Origin of the sequence: Microbacterium sp. SS28, assembly GCF_022761035.1 — a bacterium.
Classification (GTDB): domain Bacteria; phylum Actinomycetota; class Actinomycetes; order Actinomycetales; family Microbacteriaceae; genus Microbacterium.
In genome coordinates this window covers 508021-524307 of sequence record NZ_JAKWJP010000004.1, presented here as the reverse complement: position 1 = coordinate 524307, position 16287 = coordinate 508021, and the positions used below count along the sequence as shown (strand labels likewise).

Sequence of the window (16287 nt, the reverse complement as noted above, 5' to 3'; positions counted from 1 at the left end):
ACGCGGCGGGGCGTCGCCTACTTGACGAGCGGGAAGAGGATCGTCTCGCGGATGCCGAGACCCGTGATCGCCATGAGCAGGCGGTCGATGCCCATCCCCATGCCGCCCATCGGAGGCATGCCGTGCTCCATGGCGCGCAGGAACTCCTCGTCGATCCGCATGGCCTCGAGGTCGCCGCGCGCGGCGAGCTTGGCCTGCGCGTCGAAGCGCTCGCGCTGGATGACGGGGTCGATGAGCTCGGAGTATCCCGTCGCGAGCTCGAAGCCGCGGACGTAGAGGTCCCACTTCTCGACGACGCCGGGGATCGAGCGGTGCTCGCGCACGAGGGGGCTCGTGTCGAGCGGGAAGTCCATGACGAAGGTCGGGCGTGTGAGACCGCCCTTGACGTAGTGCTCCCAGAGCTCTTCGACGAGCTTGCCGTGCGTCGCGTGCGGCGGGGCGTCGACGCCGGCGGTCTCGGCCATCGCGAGCAGCTCGTCGAGCGACGTCTCGGGCGTCACGTCGCGACCCGAGGCCTGCGACAGCGAGCCGTACATCGAGAGGCGCTCCCAGTCGCCGCCGAGGTCGTACTCGGTGCCGTCGGCCCACGTCACGGTCGTCGATCCGGTCACGGCGAGCGCCGCGTTCTGGATGAGGGCCTGCGTGAGGTCGGCGATGCCGTTGTAGTCGGTGTACGCCTGGTAGGCCTCGAGCATCGCGAACTCGGGGCTGTGCGTCGAGTCGGCGCCTTCGTTGCGGAAGTTGCGGTTGATCTCGAACACGCGGTCGAGGCCGCCGACGACGGCGCGCTTGAGGAAGAGCTCGGGCGCGATGCGCAGGTACAGCTCGGTGTCGAACGCGTTCGACTGCGTGATGAACGGCCGGGCCGACGCGCCGCCGTGCTGCACCTGCAGCATGGGCGTCTCGACCTCGATGAAGGCGCGGTCGGCGAAGGTCTGGCGCAGGCTCGCGTTGGCCTTCGCCCGCGCGATGACGGTCTCGCGGGCGCGATCGCGCACGATGAGATCGAGGAAGCGGCTGCGGACGCGGCTCTCTTCGCTCAGTTCGGAGTGCAGGTTGGGCAGCGGCAGGATCGCCTTCGACGCAATAGTCCAGTCGGCGACCATGATCGACAGCTCGCCGCGACGGCTCGAGATGATCTCGCCGCTCACGAAGACGTGGTCGCCGAGGTCGACGAGCTCCTTCCAGCGCTGCAGCGACTCCTCGCCGACGGCGGCGAGCGACACCATCGCCTGGATGCGGCTGCCGTCGCCCGCCTGCAGCGACGCGAAGCAGAGCTTGCCGGTGTTGCGACTGAAGACGATGCGACCCGCGACGCCGGCGGTGACGCCGGTCTCCTCGCCGGCCTCGAGGGCGCCGTAGCGCTCACGGAGCGCGGGGATCGTGTCGGTGATCGGCACGGCGACGGGATACGCGCCGCCCGCGGCATCCGTCCGCTCCTCGAGCAGCCGCGCGCGCTTGGCGAGGCGGACGGCCTTCTGCTCGAATACCTCGGCGAGCTCGGCCTCGCGGGCCTCCTCGCTCGAGTCGTCGACGGGGGGCGCGGCAGGCGCGTGCGTATCGGTCATCGCAGAGGGCTCCTCGGAAAGTCGCCGCCCAGTCTATCGGCGGCCGACTGGGCGACACCGGGGAGGGTCGCTCGCAGCCGCCGCGGGCGGGGTCGGCTGCACGACGCCGTCAGGAAGCGGAGCCGGGATCGAGCGCCTCCCCGAGCGGCGCCCAGCGGACGCGCTCCGACACCGTCGCGGGGGCCGCCTCGAATGCGCGGTGCGCGGCGTCCTCCTGCTCGGAGAAGTGGCTCCACCCCTCGACGTGGATCGGCACGACGACATCCGGCTTGGTGATCCGGATGAGCTCGGCGGCCTCCTCGACGTCCATCGTGTAGCGCAGCGGCCCCGAGAGCCCGAACCGCACGGCGCCGATGTGCACGAGCGCGACTTCGGGCGCGAGGTCCGTCGCGTAGGCACGCACGGGGCCCGAGAGCCGCGTGTCGCCGGTCATCCACAGCGCCGGGCGCTCGGCGCCGTCGAGGGCGAGCGAGAACCCGATGACGGGACCGACGATCGGAAGGGTGAGCGGAGCGCCGTGCCGTCCGGGTGTCGCAGTGATCGTGAGGCTCGGCTTGCCGTTCGCCTCGAAGGTCACGCGCTCCCCCGCGGCAAGCCCGCGGATGTCCGGATGCCGCAGCGCCTTGGCGCCCGCGCGGGTCGTCAGCACGGTCGCGGCCTTCGCGAGACCCTCCCGGCCGGCGTCGTCGAGGTTGTCGGCGTGACCGTGGTGGCTCAGCAGGACGATGTCGACGGGCTCGAGCGCGTCGAGCGGGATCGCGGGACCGACCACTTTGGTCGAGCTCGTGCCGAGGCCGAAGGAATAGGTCCGGCCGGGCGGGTCGAAGGTGGGATCGGTGAGGATCCGCCATCCGGCCAGTTCGATGAAGGCGGTGGGACCGCCGATCCGCGTGATGCGCATTCGTGCTCCGAAGGGTCAGCCGAGGCTGGACTCGGCGTTGACGATGAACCGCTGGCCCGCGACCTGCGCGGGGATCGGGCCGCGGCGAGCGCCGTTCTCGGGTACCGCTCGCACCTCGGTCGCACCCCCCAGGGCGCGACCTGCCCCATCATTCGTCGATCGTATCGGGGAGCGCTCCCACGCCGGGAGTCGCGGCGCCGGCGGATCCCGCCTCGGCGAGCGCGTGATCGAGCGTCGAGTGCACGAGCGACGACAGATACAAGCCGGGCTGCGGCACCCCGGCCTTCGCCAGGAGCGACGCGGCCTGCGCCACGATCGAGCGCGAGAACTGCGTCGAGATCGCGATGCCCTCGGCGTACGAGGCCCGGTCGGCCTCGGCGACGACGACGGGCTCGCAGCCCATCTCGACGGCGAGCGCCTGCGCGATCGGCAGGACCGCGGCGGGCGCCGTCACGGCGGCGTACGCGTTGGCGAGCTGGCGGAGGTCCATCGAGGTGCCCGTGAATGCGATGGCGGGATGCACGGCGAGGGGAATCGCGCCGCGCGCGGCGGCGGGTGCGAGCACATCCGTGCCGTATGCGGCGTCCGTGTGCAGGACCAGCTGGCCCGGCTGCCAGGCACCGACCTCCGCGAGCCCCGCGACGAGCGAGGGCAGTTCGTCGTGCGGCACCGCGATGATCACGAGCTCGCTGCGACGGACGACCTCCAGGGCGTCGAGCGCGGGCACGCCCGGCAGGATCGCCTCGACCCTCTCCTCGTCCGAGCCCCGTGTGATGCCCGTGAGCGCATGGCCGGCTCCCGCGAGGGCGGCGCCGAGCACGGGCCCGACCCGTCCCGCCCCGATGATCCCGACGCCGAGGCGTCCGGCCCGTGTCACACCTGCTCCTGTGCCCAGCGGTGCGATCGGTCGACGGATGCCGCGCGCACGGCGCCCGCCGCGACATCGTCGAACAGCGCGAGCGCCTCGTTGCGGTCGATCGCGCCGAGGGAGGCGACGACGGGTCCTGCGACGGTGTGGACGCGGGCGGATGCCACGCCCAGGCGGCGCGCGAGGGGGCCCTGCTGGAGCGCGAAGCTCTGGAGCCGCGGGAGCGGGAGGATCGCGAGCGAGCGCCACACGAAGCCGCGACGCAGCAGCAGGACGGCGGGCGTGAGGTGGAAGCCGTTGCGCTTCCAGGACAGCGGGCGCAGGAGCCGCGCGCGCCGAGGTGTCACGGTGAAGGGATCGTCCTGCGCCGGGCCCAGCACGCCCTGTCGCACGAGCAGTTGCCAGTTCTCGTCCGAGACGCCGGGGATCAGCAGTCGCATGACGCGCTCGACATCCGTCGCCGTCCCCACCGGGAGGACCGTCGTGAACTGATCCGTGCTGCTGTCGCTCAGGCTCCGCCCCGTGAGGCGATTGATGCGCACCGACCACCAGCCGAAGGGCCGCCAGAGAACGGACTGCGAGACCTCGACGGCATGGATGCGGCCGGGCGGGACGATCTCGGTGATCGTCGTGAGCAGGCCGAACGTGATCCGCACACCGTCGGGCGTCGGCGCGATCGAGTAGCGCAGCGTCCGCACGATCGAGCGGATCCAGTAGGCCACGAAGCCGATCACAGCCGGGATCATGCCGATGAGCAGCCACGGCGTGCCGAGCACCGAGCCGACCACGATCGCGATGATGCCGAACACGAGCCCGACGGTGCCGGGGCTCACGATGTGCGACATGAGCAGCCGCGCGAGCGGTATGTGGACGACGGAGTCGGGGACCTCGACGGGCGCCTCGTCGCCCTCGATCATGCCCGTGAGTCCCCGTGAGACCGTGCCCGTCACGGCCTCCATGCGCGTGCGGGGAGCCGCGCCGGCACGGGCCTGGGACTCGGCGAGCCGGCGACCCGATGCGAGGCGCAGGATGTCGGCGCGCACCGCCTCGGCGTTGGCGGTCGAGAGGTACTCGAGCTTGACGTTCGCGTCGGTGCCCGCGCCCACGACCTCGAGCTTGGCCATGCCCAGCAGACGCGCGACCATCGGCCGCGTGAGGTTGACGCCCTGGACGCGGTCGAGGGGAGCGCGGCGCTGCGTGCGGAACAGGATGCCGCTGCGCACCTCGACGTCGTCACCCGTGATGCGGAAGGTGTGGAAGCGCCACGACAGCGAGAAGACGACGCCGAGCAGGATCAGGACGACGACGACTCCGAGCCCCGCGGCGAGGATGAGGTTGTTCGCGAGGATGAAGTCGATCGGGTCGCCGCTGGACTCCCACTCCTGGAGCTCGTCCGCGGGGATGTCGGGGGCGAGCCACGGGAGGAACAGGAACACGAGGCGGTCGCGCAGATTCGCGACGATGATGCCGATCACGACGACGAGGAACAGCCCGCCGCGCAGGAGCGGAGTGAGGGGATGCAGCCGGTGCCAATCGCCGTCGCTGAGGGGCGAGCGCACGAGCTCCTGCGGCGGCGCCGCCGGCTCAGGCGCCGTTGCCTCGGCCGGCGTCTCGGCGGGAGGGGGCGCGGGGTCGGTCACAGTCCCGTCCGGCGGCTCTCGGCGACCGCGACGAGGTGGTCGCGCAGGGTCTCGGCGGTCGTCTGCGCGAGACCCGGGATCGTGACGCCCGTCGTCGCGGCAGCGGTGACGAACTTGAGCTGCGCGATGCCGAACCCCCGGTCGAGCGGTCCGTGCGTGATGTCGACGAGCTGCATGCGTCCGTACGGCACGGCGACCATGCGCTGCCAGAGGATGCCGCGCCGGAAGACGAGGTCGTCCTGCCGCAGCTGATAGCCGATCGCGCGCACCTGCCGCGGGAGGATCGCCATCGTCCAGATCAGGATGACGGCCAGGATGCCGCCGGGGATGAGCGCCCAGGTCTGGTGCAGCACGAGCGTCAGGACGAGGAGGGCGGCGGTGACGATGAGCAGCACGGTGGCCGACGAGATGAGCTGCACCCACAGGTACTTGCGCGAGATCTGGTGCCACACGCCCTGTTCGAGTCCCAGCCGGCGCTCGGATCGCGGCTCGATGAGGCTCGTGTACGTGCCGTCGTCGAGCGTGGCGGCGATGCCGGGCGCGGCATCCGCCGACGCTGCAGCCTCAGTGGGAGTGTGCGTCGAATCCGGGACCGGGGTCTCCGGGATGTTCGTCATCGTCGTCCTTCCGGATGGTGCACAGATGCTCGGCCACGAGGCCTGCCGCGACGAGCAGCCCGCCGCACACGATCGTCGCGATCACGGCGCCCCACGAGCCTACCGACGGCGTCACGGGCCTGGTCACGAGGAAGAGTGCGAGGCCTCCGCCGAATCCCGCGAACGCCGCGCCGACGATGCTCGAGGCCTTCGCGAGCATCGCGATGCGGAGGGCGCGGAACGGGTCGACGCGCGCGACGCCGGCGCCTCCGCGCGTCGCGCGGCGGATCGGGAGCGCGAGCACGACGACGAAGACGCCGAGCAGTGCGAGGAGGACCGGGAGCGTCACTCCCGGCACGAAGGTGGGGCGGCCCGCGCTCGTGAGGAGCTGGTCTACGAGGAAGCCGGCTGCCGCCCCGATCCCGGCGGTGAGGACGAGCACCCCTGCGCCGGTGCGTTTCACGAGGCGCCCTGCAGTCGACGCAGCAGCTCGTCGACACGGCCCACGCCCGGGAGGACGGCGTCGGGGTCGACGGTGAGCCACGGCGCCAGGACGAAGTCCCGCTCCGCCGCGCGCGGATGCGGCAGCTGCAGCGACGCCGTGTCGCTGCGGGCATCGCCGTACGCGATGAGGTCGAGGTCGAGCGTGCGGTCACCCCACCGCTCGCTGCGCTCCCTGCCGTGCCGCGCCTCGATCGCATGCAGATACGTCAGCAGCACGGACGGCGCGAGCCGCGTCGTGACGAGGGCGACCGAGTTGAGATATGCGGGGGCTGCGGCATCCGGACCCTCGGGTCTGATCGCGACCGACTCGATCGGCGCCGCCGCGCGGACCTCGTCGGTCAGCGGAAGCCGCGCGATGTCCTGCAGGGCCGCACGGAGCATCGCGGCACGATCGCCGAGGTTCGCTCCGAGCGCCACGACGGCGCTCACGGGTGCGCCGTGATCGGGACGTTCGGCGCCGCGCAGGCCCTCGGCGAGGCGCCGGCTCATCGGGGGAGCCTCGTGCGGTGGACCGTCACCGCGACGTCAGTGAAGGGCACCGTGATGGGCGCCTGCGGCTTGTGGACCGTGATGCGGGTCATCTGCACGAGGTCGTGCACGAGCACGGCATCTGCGATGCGGCTCGCGAGCGTCTCGATGAGGTCGACGGGCTCGCCCGCGACGATCGCCGCGATCTCCTCGGCGAGCTCGCCGTAGTGCACCGTGTCGGCGACGTCGTCGGTCTCGGCCGCGCGGGCCGTCGAGAGGAAGAGCTGCGCGTCCACGACGAACTCCTGCCCGTCGCGCTTCTCGTCGGGATAGACGCCGTGGTACCCGAACGCACGGATGCCGGTGATCGCGATCTCGTCTACGAAGTCCATGTCGCTCCACTCTCCCACTGCATCGCGACATCGAGGGCATCGACGGTCGCCGCGACGTCGTGCACGCGCACGGCCCACGCACCGGACTGGGCCGCGAGGACGCTCGTGACGGCCGTCGCGAGGTCGCGGCGATCAACGGTGGCCTCTCCGCCGCGCGCTTCGAGGGTCTCGGTGAGGAACCGCTTGCGGCTCGTGCCGACGAGGACCCGATGCCCGAGGGCGGCCAGGCGCGGCATCCCGTGCAGCACCGCCCAGTTCTGCGCGCCCTTCTTGCCGAACCCGATGCCGGGGTCGACGATGATGCGCCCGGCCGGGATGCCGGCGGACAGGGCGGCGTCGATGCGCCGGGCGAGCTCGGTCGCGACATCTTCCACGATGTCGTCGTAGGCGGCCCGCGCGTACATGTCGGCGGACGGGCCGCGCCAGTGCTGCACGACGATCTCGGCATCCGTCCCCGCGACGGCGGACAGCATCCCCGGGTCGGCGAGGCCGCCCGACACGTCGTTGACGATGCGGGCGCCCGCCTCGAGGGCGGCGAGCGCGGTCGACGCGTTCATCGTGTCGATGCTCACGACGGCCCCGGCCTGCGCGAGGGCGCGGACGACCGGCACGACGCGGTCGCGCTCGACGGCGGCATCGACGCGCTCGGCCCCCGGCCGCGTCGACTCTCCTCCGACGTCGAGGAGGTGCGCTCCCTGCGCACGCAGCTCGAGGCCGTGCGCGATCGCGGCGTCGGCCGCGAGGAAGCGTCCGCCATCGCTGAACGAGTCGGGCGTGACGTTCACGATCCCCATGACGAGACAGCTCATCGCGTCGGCCGTCACTCCCGGCCCGCGCCGATGAGCGCGATGAGCTCGGCACGCGCGGCGGGGTCGGCGAGGGCGCCGCGCGCAGCGATCGTCACGGTCGAGGCCTCGTGCTGACGCTCGCCGCGCATCGTGACGCAGCCGTGCGCCGCGTCGAGCACGACCAGCACGCCCCGCGTGTCGATGGCGTCGGCGATGGCGTCGGCGATCTGCTCGCCGAGGCGCTCCTGCACCTGCGGGCGCGACGCGAGGATGTCGACGACCTTGGGCAGCGCGCCGAGTCCCACGACCTGGTCGCCCGGCAGATACGCGATGTGCGCGCGGCCGCGGAAGGGCAGCAGGTGATGCTCGCAGACGGAGCGGAACTGGATGTCGCGCAGCATGACGGCGCCGGACGGCGAGGTCTCGGGCGCCGGCCCGTGCGCGATCGAGATCGTGTGCGCGAGCGGGGCCGAGGCATCCTGCCCTATCCCCGCGAAGAACTCGCCGTACGCGTCGGCGACGCGACCGGGCGTCGCCTTGAGCCCCGGGCGATCGGGGTCCTCACCGATCGCCTCGAGCAGTTCGCGGACGAGCCCGGCGACGCGCTCACGATCTACGGCCACACGCCGAGCCTACGCGGTCGCGGGTCGCGCCTGCCCGGTCGGGCGGCGACGGGGCGCCTTCTCGACGGCGGCGTCTTCGGCCTCGACGGATGCCGCGAGCCCGGCCTCGTCGCGGGTGCGGGGCACCTCGACGGGCGGCTGGGTCGAGACGGGGCGGTCGTCGCTCGAGAGCCACTGCGGACGCGGGGGGAGCCGCTTGACGTCCTTGAAGATCTCGGCGAGCTCGAGGTGGTCGAGCGTCTCCTTCTCGAGCAGCTCGAGGGCGAGCTTGTCGAGCACATCGCGGTTCGCGTTGATGACCTGGTACGCCTCGTTGTGCGCCTGCTCGATGAGACTGCGCACCTGCTCGTCGACGCGCTCGGCGACGCGCTCGGAGAACTCGCGGCCGTGGCCCATGTCGCGGCCCAGGAACATCTCACCCGAGGCATGACCGAGCTTGACGGGTCCGACATCCATCGTCATGCCGTATTCGGTGACCATCTTGCGCGCGATGCCGGTGGCCTTCTCGATGTCGTTCGAGGCGCCCGTGGTCGGATCGTGGAAGACGATCTCCTCGGCGACGCGGCCGCCCATCGCGTAGGCGAGCTGGTCCTGCAGCTCGTTGCGCGTGACGGAGTACTTGTCGTCGAGGGGCAGCACCATCGTGTAGCCGAGGGCGCGACCGCGCGGCAGGATCGTGACCTTCGTCACGGGGTCGGTGTGGTTCATCGCCGCCGCCGCGAGAGCGTGGCCGCCCTCGTGGTAGGCCGTGATGAGCTTCTCTTTGTCCTTCATGACGCGCGTGCGCCTCTGCGGGCCCGCGATGACGCGGTCGATGGCCTCGTCGAGTGCGCGGTTGTCGATGAGCTGCGCGTTGGAGCGCGCCGTCAGCAGCGCGGCCTCGTTGAGGACGTTCGCGAGGTCGGCACCCGTGAAGCCCGGCGTCTTGCGCGCGACGACCTCGAGGTCGACGCCGTCGGCGAGGGGCTTGCCGCGGCCGTGCACCTCGAGAATGCGCTTGCGTCCCTTGAGGTCGGGCGCGTCGACGCCGATCTGCCGGTCGAAGCGGCCCGGGCGCAGGAGGGCGGGGTCGAGGATGTCGGGACGGTTCGTCGCCGCGATGACGATGACGTTCGCCTTGGGGTCGAAGCCGTCCATCTCGACGAGCATCTGGTTGAGCGTCTGCTCGCGCTCATCGTGCCCGCCGCCGAGGCCCGCACCGCGGTGCCGGCCGACGGCGTCGATCTCGTCGATGAAGATGATCGCGGGGGCGCTCTCCTTGGCCTGGTTGAACAGGTCGCGCACACGGGACGCGCCGACGCCGACGAACATCTCGACGAAGTCCGAGCCCGAGATCGAGTAGAAGGGGACGCCCGCCTCACCCGCGACGGCGCGGGCCAGCAGCGTCTTGCCCGTTCCGGGAGGGCCGTACAGCAGCACGCCCTTCGGGATGCGCGCGCCGACCGCCTGGAACTTCGACGGGTCCTTCAGGAAGTCCTTGATCTCCTGCATCTCTTCGATGGCCTCGTCGGAGCCCGCGACGTCGGCGAAGGTGACCGTCGGGGTCTCCTTCGTGACGAGCTTCGCGCGCGACTTGCCGAACTGCATGACCTTGCTGCCGCCGCCCTGGGCGCTCGAGAGCAGGAACCAGAACAGGAGGCCGAGCAGCAGGATCGGCAGGAAGAGGGAGATGAAGCCGTCGAACCACGTGGCACGCGGCACGGCGTCGTTGAAGCCGTCGGAGGGGTTCGCGGCGTCGACGGCGTCGACGACCTCGTCGGCCCGCGCCTGCACGTAGTAGAACTGCACGTCGGTCGAGCCCTCGTAGGCCTCGGACAGCGTCATGTCGACGCGCTGGTCGCCGTCGGTGTTGGTGACCTCGGTCACGGTGTCGCCGGCGAGCAGCTTGAGACCCTCCTGAGTGGAGATCTGCTTCGCGCCGCCCAGGCTCGAGATGAGCGAGAACCCCACAACGAGGAGGAACCCGATCATCAAGACGTAGAAGAGCGGGTTGCGAGTGATCTTCTTGAGGTCCATGGTGCGGGCGGAGCCCGTTCCCTTTCGTCAGCGAGCCGACACCACGCAACATGTTGCGGCGACGGATGTTTCAGGGTATCGCGGGCCGACTATGCGCTATCTGTGCATTCGCCCATGGCGGAATCCTGAAGGCCCCGGTCGCCCCGCGAGCGAAGCGAGGCGAAACGCGTCGTCACTCGTAGACGTGGGGTGCGAGCACCGCGATATCGCGCAGATTGCGGTACTTCTCGGCATAGTCCAGGCCGTATCCGATGACGAACTCGCTCGGGATCTCGAAGCCGACGTAGCGGCAGTCGACGACGACCTTCGCGGCATCCGGCTTGCGCAGAAGCGCGAAGACCTCGACGGACGCGGCGCCGCGCGAGGCGAAGTTCTCGAGCAGCCAGCTCAACGTGAGGCCCGAGTCGATGATGTCTTCGACGATGAGGACGTGCTTGTCGTGGATGTCGGTGTCGAGGTCCTTGCGGATCTGCACGACACCGCTCGACTTGGTCCCCGCGCCGTAGGAAGAGACCGCCATCCAGTCGATCGGCACCGGGAACGGGAGGGCGCGGGAGAAGTCCGCCATGACCATGACGGCGCCCTTGAGCACGCCCACGAGGAGCAGATCCTTGCCCTCATAGTCAGCCGTCACCTGGGCCGCGATCTCCTCGAGCTTCGCCAGGATCTCGTCCTCCGTCAGGAGGATGTCGGTGATGTCGCTCTGGATGTCGGCCGCGCGCATGCGTCAGAGTCTATGGGGCGCCCGATGGGAGAACGCAGGGCGCGGATCAGTTCGATTCGGCGTTGTCGCCGCGCGTCGTCGGGGAGCTCACGACGAGCACGCCCCCTCGGCGGCGACGATGTCCACGATCGCGCTCAACGATCCCGCACGGCGCCCTTGGCCGTGAACTCGATCCGCCCCGCGTTGCGCCGCGCCGCGCACCCCGGGAGGTCGATGGGCCCCTGCCCCGACCAGTCCGTCGCGAGCCGCGCGACCTCGAGAGTCTGGACGCGCGTGAGGCTCTCACCGAACTCGGCCGCGACGACGTGCCGGATGATGCGGTTGCGCAGCGCGGCCGGGTTCGCGGCGAGCGCGGCCGCCGAGACCGAGATGCCGGCCTCGACGTGCTCGACGATGTCTTCGATCGTCTCGTCGATCATGTCGTCGAACGCTTCAGCGTCCTCGCGCAGCTGCGCGGCAGTCCGTGCGAGCGCCTCGGCGATGCCCGGCCCCAGTTCGGCCTCGAGCACCGGAAGCACGGTCTGCCGCACGCGCACGCGCGCGAACCGGGGATCGAGGTTGTGCGGGTCGTCCCACGGCTCGAGTCCCTCCGCCGCGCACGCGGCGCGGGTCGTCGCGCGGCGCACCCCGAGCAGCGGGCGCAGGAGGGCGACGCCGTCGAGATCGGATGCCTCGGCCATGCCCTGCAGGCTCGCGGCCCCCGCTCCGCGGGCGAGGCCCAGCAGCACGGTCTCGGCCTGATCGTCGAGCGTGTGCCCCGTCAGGACCACCGCGGCGCCGACCTCGGCGGCGGCATCCCGCAGTGCGCGATAACGCGCGTCGCGCGCCGCCGCCTCGGGGCCGCCGATCGCCCCGACTTCGACGCGCACGACCCGCGCTTCGAGCCCGAGCGCCGTCGCGGTGCGCGCCGCGCCCTCGGCGATCTCGCGGGAGGACTCCTGAAGGCCATGGTCGATCGTGACGGCGACGGGGCGCAGCCCGAGCTTGGGCGCCTCGAAGGCCGTCGCGGCGGCGACGGCGAGCGAATCGGCTCCGCCCGACAGCGCCACGACGACCGGCGCGTCTGCCGGCAGGCCCGAAAGCGCCGCGCGCACGGCCCGGCGCACCTCGGCGACGGCGGGATCGAGGCCTGGTCGATGGGTCACGCCACCACGGTACCGAGACGGCGGCGTGCAGAACTCCGGAGATCTGCGCCGGACGGGTGGGAGATCCGGCGTGTCGCAGGGACGCACGCCGGAATCGACGGAGTTCTGCCCCGCAGAGGCCCGCGACTAGGCTGGTCGCGGCATCCCACAGTCTTCTTAAGGAGTTCCCCATGGGCGCGTACGACGCCGTCATCGAGATCCCCCGCGGCAGCAAGATCAAGTACGAGGTCGACCACGGCACGGGCCGTGTGTTCCTCGACCGGATCCTCTACACGCCGATGGGCTACCCCACGAACTACGGCTTCTTCGAGAACACGCTCGGCGAAGACGGCGACCCGCTCGACGTGCTCGTGTTCCTCGACCATGACCTCTCCCCCGGCATTCTCGCCAAGGTGCGCCCTGTCGGCGTGCTCAAGATGAGCGACGAGGCGGGCGGCGACGACAAGGTCGTCGCGGTGCTCGCGAAGGACCCCCGCTGGGCGCACATCCAGGACGTCGGTGACATCCCGGAGTACACGCAGAAGGAGATCACGCACTTCTTCGAGCACTACAAGGACCTCGAGCCCGGCAAGTGGGTCAAGGTCGACGAGTGGGCCGACGCCGCCGAGGCGGAGCGTCTCGTGAGCGAGGCGTTCGACCGCTTCAAGGAGCACGAGGGCCAGACGGCGACGCAGGGCGAGGGAATCGCCCCGTCCACGATCTGACGGATACAGCGAAGGGGACGGATGCCGCCGCGGCATCCGTCCCCTTCGTCGTTCAGGCCGTCGGCTCAGACCGAGATTCCCCGGTCGGCCATGAAGTTGATCGGGTTCTCGGGGTAGCCGTTGACGTACGTCTCGAAGTGGACGTGGCAGCCGAACGAATTGCCCGTGTTCCCCTCGTAGGCGATGAGCTGGCCCGCAGAGACCTGCTGGCCGTAGCTGACGAGGATGCCGCCGTTCTGGATGTGGCCGTACCCCGTGCCGATGCCGCCGCCGTGATCGATCTTGATGTAGTTGCCGTAACCGCCGTTGCGCCCCGCGTAGACGACGCGGCCGCTGCTCGCAGCGTAGATCGCCGAGCCGCAGCCGGACGCGAGGTCGACGCCGTAGTGGAAGCCGCTCGAGCAGTACCCGCTGCCGCACTGCACGGAGCGCGGGCCGTAGCCGGAGGTGCGCCAGCCCGACGAGGGCCTGGCCCAGCCCGAGCCGACGACGGATCCGCCGTTGCCGCCTCCGCCACCACCACCGCCGCCGCCGTTCTGGGCGGCCTCGTTGGCGAGGCGCTCGGCCTCGGCGCGCGCACGGGCGGCCGCCTCCTCGGCGGCCTTGCGGGCGGCTTCGACACCGGCCTGGTAGCCGGCGATGGTCTGCGCCGTCTGGTCCTGCAGCGCTGCGAGCTGCGCCTGAAGCTCGACGAGGTGCGACTGCTGCTCGACGAGGGCGGTCTGCGCGGCGTCCGCCGCGGCCTGCGCCTCGATCATCTTCTGCTCGGCGACCTGCTGCAGGCGGTCGCGCTCGTCACGCGCGACGACGGCCTGGTCGCTGAGGCTCTGCGCCGAGTCGCGCGCCGTGATGGCGTCGGCGTACACGGCCTGGTTGCGGGTCATGAGCTGGTCCATCGTGCCCAGCCGCGCAAGCAGATCGTCGGCGGATGCGGCCGATCCTGCGAAGAAGAGCTCGAGGGAGGTGTCGTCGCCGCCGTTGCGATACAGCTGCGCTGCGACGCGACCGGCCTTGTTGGCGGAGTCGACGGCCTTGGCAGCCTGCTCGTCCGCCTGCTGCTGAAGCTGATCCGCGCGCTGCGCGGCGTCGAAGTACGCCTGCTGCGCGATGTAGAACTCGCCCGCCAGTCGCTCGGCCTCGGCCTGCGTGCGCGCGACCTCCGCCGTGAGGCCGTCGATGAGGCCGTTGATCCGCTGGACCTCCTGCGCCTTGGCGGATTCGTTGGCGCGCGCGGCCTGGACGTCGTCCCACGTGGGGTAGTCGGCGGCGAAGGCGGGGGGCAGCAGAGGGCCGGCGATCGCGGCGATGCCGACGATCCCGAGGGCGGCGATGCCGAGCGCCGTGCGGCGGCTGACGGCGGGCCAGAGCGCACGCCGCTCTCGGGGAGTGGGCGCGCAGCCGCACTCTTCGAGGGCGTGATCCGGCTCCACGCGAACCTCCCCAGATCGGGACAACTCCATTCACACTAGCAACGTGAGTCACAGGTGCAAGGGTTGCCGTATCGCAGCGCCACCCTTCGGCGGGCGGCGCTCACGACCTATCGTGCGCCGTCTCGGCCTGTTTTTCCAGGGGACGCGCCCTCGATTGGCGGTTTCGTCGTAGATCTCTTATGCTTGAGCGTCGGTAAGCGTGAGCGCCGGGCCTTGAGCCAGGAACTCATCCGGCCCCATCGTTTAGTGGCCTAGGACGCCGCCCTTTCACGGCGGTAGCACGGGTTCGAATCCCGTTGGGGTCACCACCCGACACCATAATTGAATAAGCATGGCCCTGTAGCGCAGTTGGTTAGCGTGCCGCCCTGTCACGGCGGAGGTCGCGGGTTCAAGTCCCGTCAGGGTCGCTCAAAGCGACGGGCCCTCTGGTTCCAGAGGGCCTTTCTCTTAGACGCGGCAACTTCGGATGCCGTGCGGCTCTGTAGCTCAGTTGGTAGAGCGCACGACTGAAAATCGTGAGGTCACGGGATCGACGCCCGTCGGAGCCACTGAGACCCTCGTGAGGCTTCTACTCACGGGGGTTTCTTCATTTCCGGGCCCTTATCTCGGGCGCCGCCGGGCCCCCGGCCGCTCTCAGCCCATGAGCTTCCGCAGCCGCGGCGAATCCGGCGCCAGGCGCTGGGCGATCGTGACGGCCGAGCGCACCGCGCTCTCGTGCGAGTCGGCGTCGTCGGTGTAGAGACCCGCGAGCCACACGTCGCCGTGGCCGCGGAGCTGCTTCAGCTCGCGCTGCGCGTCGAAGTGCTCGACGGTCGGCGCGAGGTGCTCATACGTCGCCGTGGCGTAGAGGGGCTGCGGCATCCGCTCGTCGAAAGTCACCCAGCTGCGGAAGACGGGCAGTCCGCGCTCGGGGTTCCAGATCGACAGGTGGCTGTGCGTGCCGTCCCAGCGCGCGTTGACGATCGACCACACCGATTCGCTGGGCGGCATGAGTGAGCGATCGCCGTGGATCGCGATCCTCGTGTCGAAGTACTCGAAGCGTCGCAGCTGCCGCGCGACGGGCTCCATGCCGGGGAGCGGCTCGACGAGGGCGAGCGCCTGCCGCGCACCCGTCGCGAGGACGACCTGGTCGAACGCCCGGCGCCCGCCCGCGGCATCCCGCACGAGGAACTCGTCGCCTTCGCGCGCGATGCTCTGCACCCCCGCGCCCACGCGCACGTCGGCGCTTGCGAGATCGGCGGCGAGGGCGTCGACGTACGTCCGCATGCCGCCTTCGATCTCGAGCTGCAGCGGCGGGCGAAGCCCGTCGGTGAGCGCCTCGCCCAGATAGAAGAGCGCGTTGTACGCCGCGAACCGCCGGAACTGCGCGGGCTCGACGCACCAGAACGCGAGCAGCAGCGGATACAGGAAGCGGTCCGCGAACGACCGCGAGACGCCCGCGCGCTCGATGTACTGCTCGATCGTGACGGTCGTGTCGTGCTGCGCGAGGAACGGCGGGATGCCGCGCAGGAACTTCTGGAAGCGGATGAGGTCGCACACCGCCGAGGGCCTGAGCGACGGCCACACGGGGCGGCCCGCGCGGAACGGCGGCAGCGCGACCTGCGTGCGCTCGCGCGTGCGGGTGAGCGAGATCGTCGCGCGGTAGGAGCGCACGGGAACGTGCAGGGCCTCGAGGAGGCGGGTGAAGGTCGCGTACGTGCGCCCCGGTCCGAAGAACTGGAACCCCGCGTCGACGCCGAATCTCTGGCCGCGCGCCTCGACGTCGATCGTGTGGGCGTGGCCGCCGAGCCGGTCGTCCGCCTCGTAGAGCGTGACGTCGTGCTCCTGTTCGAGCAGCCACGCCGCGGTGAGCCCCGCTCCCCCGGACCCGACGATCGCGATCCTCACAGCGGCCTCCTGTCGCACGACGGTCACCAGTCT

Annotated in this window: 16 protein-coding genes and 3 tRNA genes; 4 read left to right on the top strand and 15 right to left on the bottom strand. The window is 70.9% G+C overall.

Annotated features, from left to right (window positions below):
• Positions 1-17: 17 nt before the first annotated feature.
• From lysS to tilS, 13 genes are all read right to left on the bottom strand, one after another.
• Entirely contained in the window at positions 18-1568 is a 1551-nt protein-coding gene (gene lysS, locus MJ607_RS13935; RefSeq protein ID WP_243076197.1) for a lysine--tRNA ligase, read from the bottom strand.
• A 109-nt stretch (positions 1569-1677) separates the two neighbouring features.
• Entirely contained in the window at positions 1678-2469 is a 792-nt protein-coding gene (locus tag MJ607_RS13930) for an MBL fold metallo-hydrolase (protein ID WP_243076196.1), read from the bottom strand.
• A gap of 148 nt (positions 2470-2617) precedes the next feature.
• Positions 2618-3346, bottom strand: a complete 729-nt coding sequence (locus tag MJ607_RS13925; RefSeq protein ID WP_243076195.1) for a DUF2520 domain-containing protein — start codon at positions 3344-3346, stop codon at positions 2618-2620.
• Positions 3343-4977 (bottom strand): PH domain-containing protein, encoded by a 1635-nt coding sequence (locus MJ607_RS13920; protein ID WP_243076194.1) that lies wholly within the window; start codon positions 4975-4977, stop codon positions 3343-3345. The genes MJ607_RS13925 and MJ607_RS13920 overlap by 4 nt, the downstream gene beginning before the upstream one ends.
• Positions 4974-5594, bottom strand: coding sequence for a PH domain-containing protein (locus MJ607_RS13915; RefSeq protein WP_243076193.1), 621 nt, complete (start codon positions 5592-5594; stop codon positions 4974-4976). The genes MJ607_RS13920 and MJ607_RS13915 overlap by 4 nt, the downstream gene beginning before the upstream one ends.
• Entirely contained in the window at positions 5542-6036 is a 495-nt protein-coding gene (locus MJ607_RS13910) for a DUF3180 domain-containing protein (protein WP_243076192.1), read from the bottom strand. The genes MJ607_RS13915 and MJ607_RS13910 overlap by 53 nt, the downstream gene beginning before the upstream one ends.
• On the bottom strand, positions 6033-6566 hold the full coding sequence (folK, locus tag MJ607_RS13905; protein WP_243076191.1) for a 2-amino-4-hydroxy-6-hydroxymethyldihydropteridine diphosphokinase: 534 nt from the start codon (positions 6564-6566) through the stop codon (positions 6033-6035). Before folK ends, MJ607_RS13910 begins: the two co-directional genes overlap by 4 nt.
• Positions 6563-6937, bottom strand: coding sequence for a dihydroneopterin aldolase (folB, locus tag MJ607_RS13900; RefSeq protein WP_243076190.1), 375 nt, complete (start codon positions 6935-6937; stop codon positions 6563-6565). The genes folK and folB overlap by 4 nt, the downstream gene beginning before the upstream one ends.
• Complete coding sequence (gene folP / locus MJ607_RS13895; protein WP_243076189.1) at positions 6925-7746, bottom strand: dihydropteroate synthase; 822 nt, start codon at positions 7744-7746, stop codon at positions 6925-6927. Before folP ends, folB begins: the two co-directional genes overlap by 13 nt.
• A gap of 11 nt (positions 7747-7757) precedes the next feature.
• The gene (folE, locus tag MJ607_RS13890) at positions 7758-8348 is read right to left on the bottom strand and encodes a GTP cyclohydrolase I (protein WP_243076188.1); all 591 of its coding nucleotides are present in this window, start codon (positions 8346-8348) and stop codon (positions 7758-7760) included.
• 9 nt (positions 8349-8357) lie between these two features.
• Positions 8358-10364, bottom strand: coding sequence for an ATP-dependent zinc metalloprotease FtsH (gene ftsH, locus MJ607_RS13885; RefSeq protein WP_243076187.1), 2007 nt, complete (start codon positions 10362-10364; stop codon positions 8358-8360).
• Positions 10365-10536: 172 nt separating this feature from the next.
• Positions 10537-11088 carry a hypoxanthine phosphoribosyltransferase gene (gene hpt, locus MJ607_RS13880; RefSeq protein WP_243076186.1) on the bottom strand — a complete coding sequence of 184 codons (552 nt, stop codon included), beginning with the start codon at positions 11086-11088 and terminating at the stop codon, positions 10537-10539.
• A gap of 134 nt (positions 11089-11222) precedes the next feature.
• Positions 11223-12233: a tRNA lysidine(34) synthetase TilS gene (gene tilS / locus MJ607_RS13875; RefSeq protein ID WP_243076185.1), complete on the bottom strand. Its 1011-nt coding sequence runs from the start codon at positions 12231-12233 to the stop codon at positions 11223-11225.
• 170 nt (positions 12234-12403) lie between these two features.
• Between tilS and ppa the strand changes: the two genes are divergently transcribed.
• The gene (gene ppa / locus MJ607_RS13870) at positions 12404-12937 is read left to right on the top strand and encodes an inorganic diphosphatase (RefSeq protein WP_243076184.1); all 534 of its coding nucleotides are present in this window, start codon (positions 12404-12406) and stop codon (positions 12935-12937) included.
• A gap of 65 nt (positions 12938-13002) precedes the next feature.
• On the opposite strand, the gene MJ607_RS13865 is transcribed toward ppa, so the two are convergent.
• Positions 13003-14397 carry a peptidoglycan DD-metalloendopeptidase family protein gene (locus tag MJ607_RS13865; RefSeq protein ID WP_374238056.1) on the bottom strand — a complete coding sequence of 465 codons (1395 nt, stop codon included), beginning with the start codon at positions 14395-14397 and terminating at the stop codon, positions 13003-13005.
• Positions 14398-14599: 202 nt separating this feature from the next.
• Between MJ607_RS13865 and MJ607_RS13860 the strand changes: the two genes are divergently transcribed.
• The 3 genes from MJ607_RS13860 to MJ607_RS13850 all read left to right on the top strand — a co-directional run bounded on the left by MJ607_RS13860 (position 14600) and on the right by MJ607_RS13850 (position 14915).
• Positions 14600-14675: transfer RNA gene (locus MJ607_RS13860), tRNA-Glu, on the top strand.
• Between the two features lie 25 nt (positions 14676-14700).
• Positions 14701-14774, top strand: a tRNA-Asp gene (locus MJ607_RS13855).
• Positions 14775-14842: 68 nt separating this feature from the next.
• Positions 14843-14915: transfer RNA gene (locus tag MJ607_RS13850), tRNA-Phe, on the top strand.
• Between the two features lie 85 nt (positions 14916-15000).
• Here MJ607_RS13850 and MJ607_RS13845 read toward each other — a convergent pair.
• Entirely contained in the window at positions 15001-16254 is a 1254-nt protein-coding gene (locus MJ607_RS13845) for an FAD-dependent oxidoreductase (RefSeq protein WP_243076182.1), read from the bottom strand.
• Positions 16255-16287 lie beyond the last annotated feature (33 nt).

Coding starts and splice junctions, on each gene's coding strand:
- lysS (WP_243076197.1), bottom strand. CDS start 1,568: ATGACCGATACGCACGCGCCTGCCGCGCCCCCCGTCGACGACTCGAGC.
- MJ607_RS13930 (WP_243076196.1), bottom strand. CDS start 2,469: ATGCGCATCACGCGGATCGGCGGTCCCACCGCCTTCATCGAACTGGCC.
- MJ607_RS13915 (WP_243076193.1), bottom strand. CDS start 5,594: ATGACGAACATCCCGGAGACCCCGGTCCCGGATTCGACGCACACTCCC.
- folK (WP_243076191.1), bottom strand. CDS start 6,566: ATGAGCCGGCGCCTCGCCGAGGGCCTGCGCGGCGCCGAACGTCCCGAT.
- folB (WP_243076190.1), bottom strand. CDS start 6,937: ATGGACTTCGTAGACGAGATCGCGATCACCGGCATCCGTGCGTTCGGG.
- folP (WP_243076189.1), bottom strand. CDS start 7,746: ATGAGCTGTCTCGTCATGGGGATCGTGAACGTCACGCCCGACTCGTTC.
- ftsH (WP_243076187.1), bottom strand. CDS start 10,364: ATGGACCTCAAGAAGATCACTCGCAACCCGCTCTTCTACGTCTTGATG.
- hpt (WP_243076186.1), bottom strand. CDS start 11,088: ATGCGCGCGGCCGACATCCAGAGCGACATCACCGACATCCTCCTGACG.
- ppa (WP_243076184.1), top strand. CDS start 12,404: ATGGGCGCGTACGACGCCGTCATCGAGATCCCCCGCGGCAGCAAGATC.
- MJ607_RS13865 (WP_374238056.1), bottom strand. CDS start 14,397: ATGGAGTTGTCCCGATCTGGGGAGGTTCGCGTGGAGCCGGATCACGCC.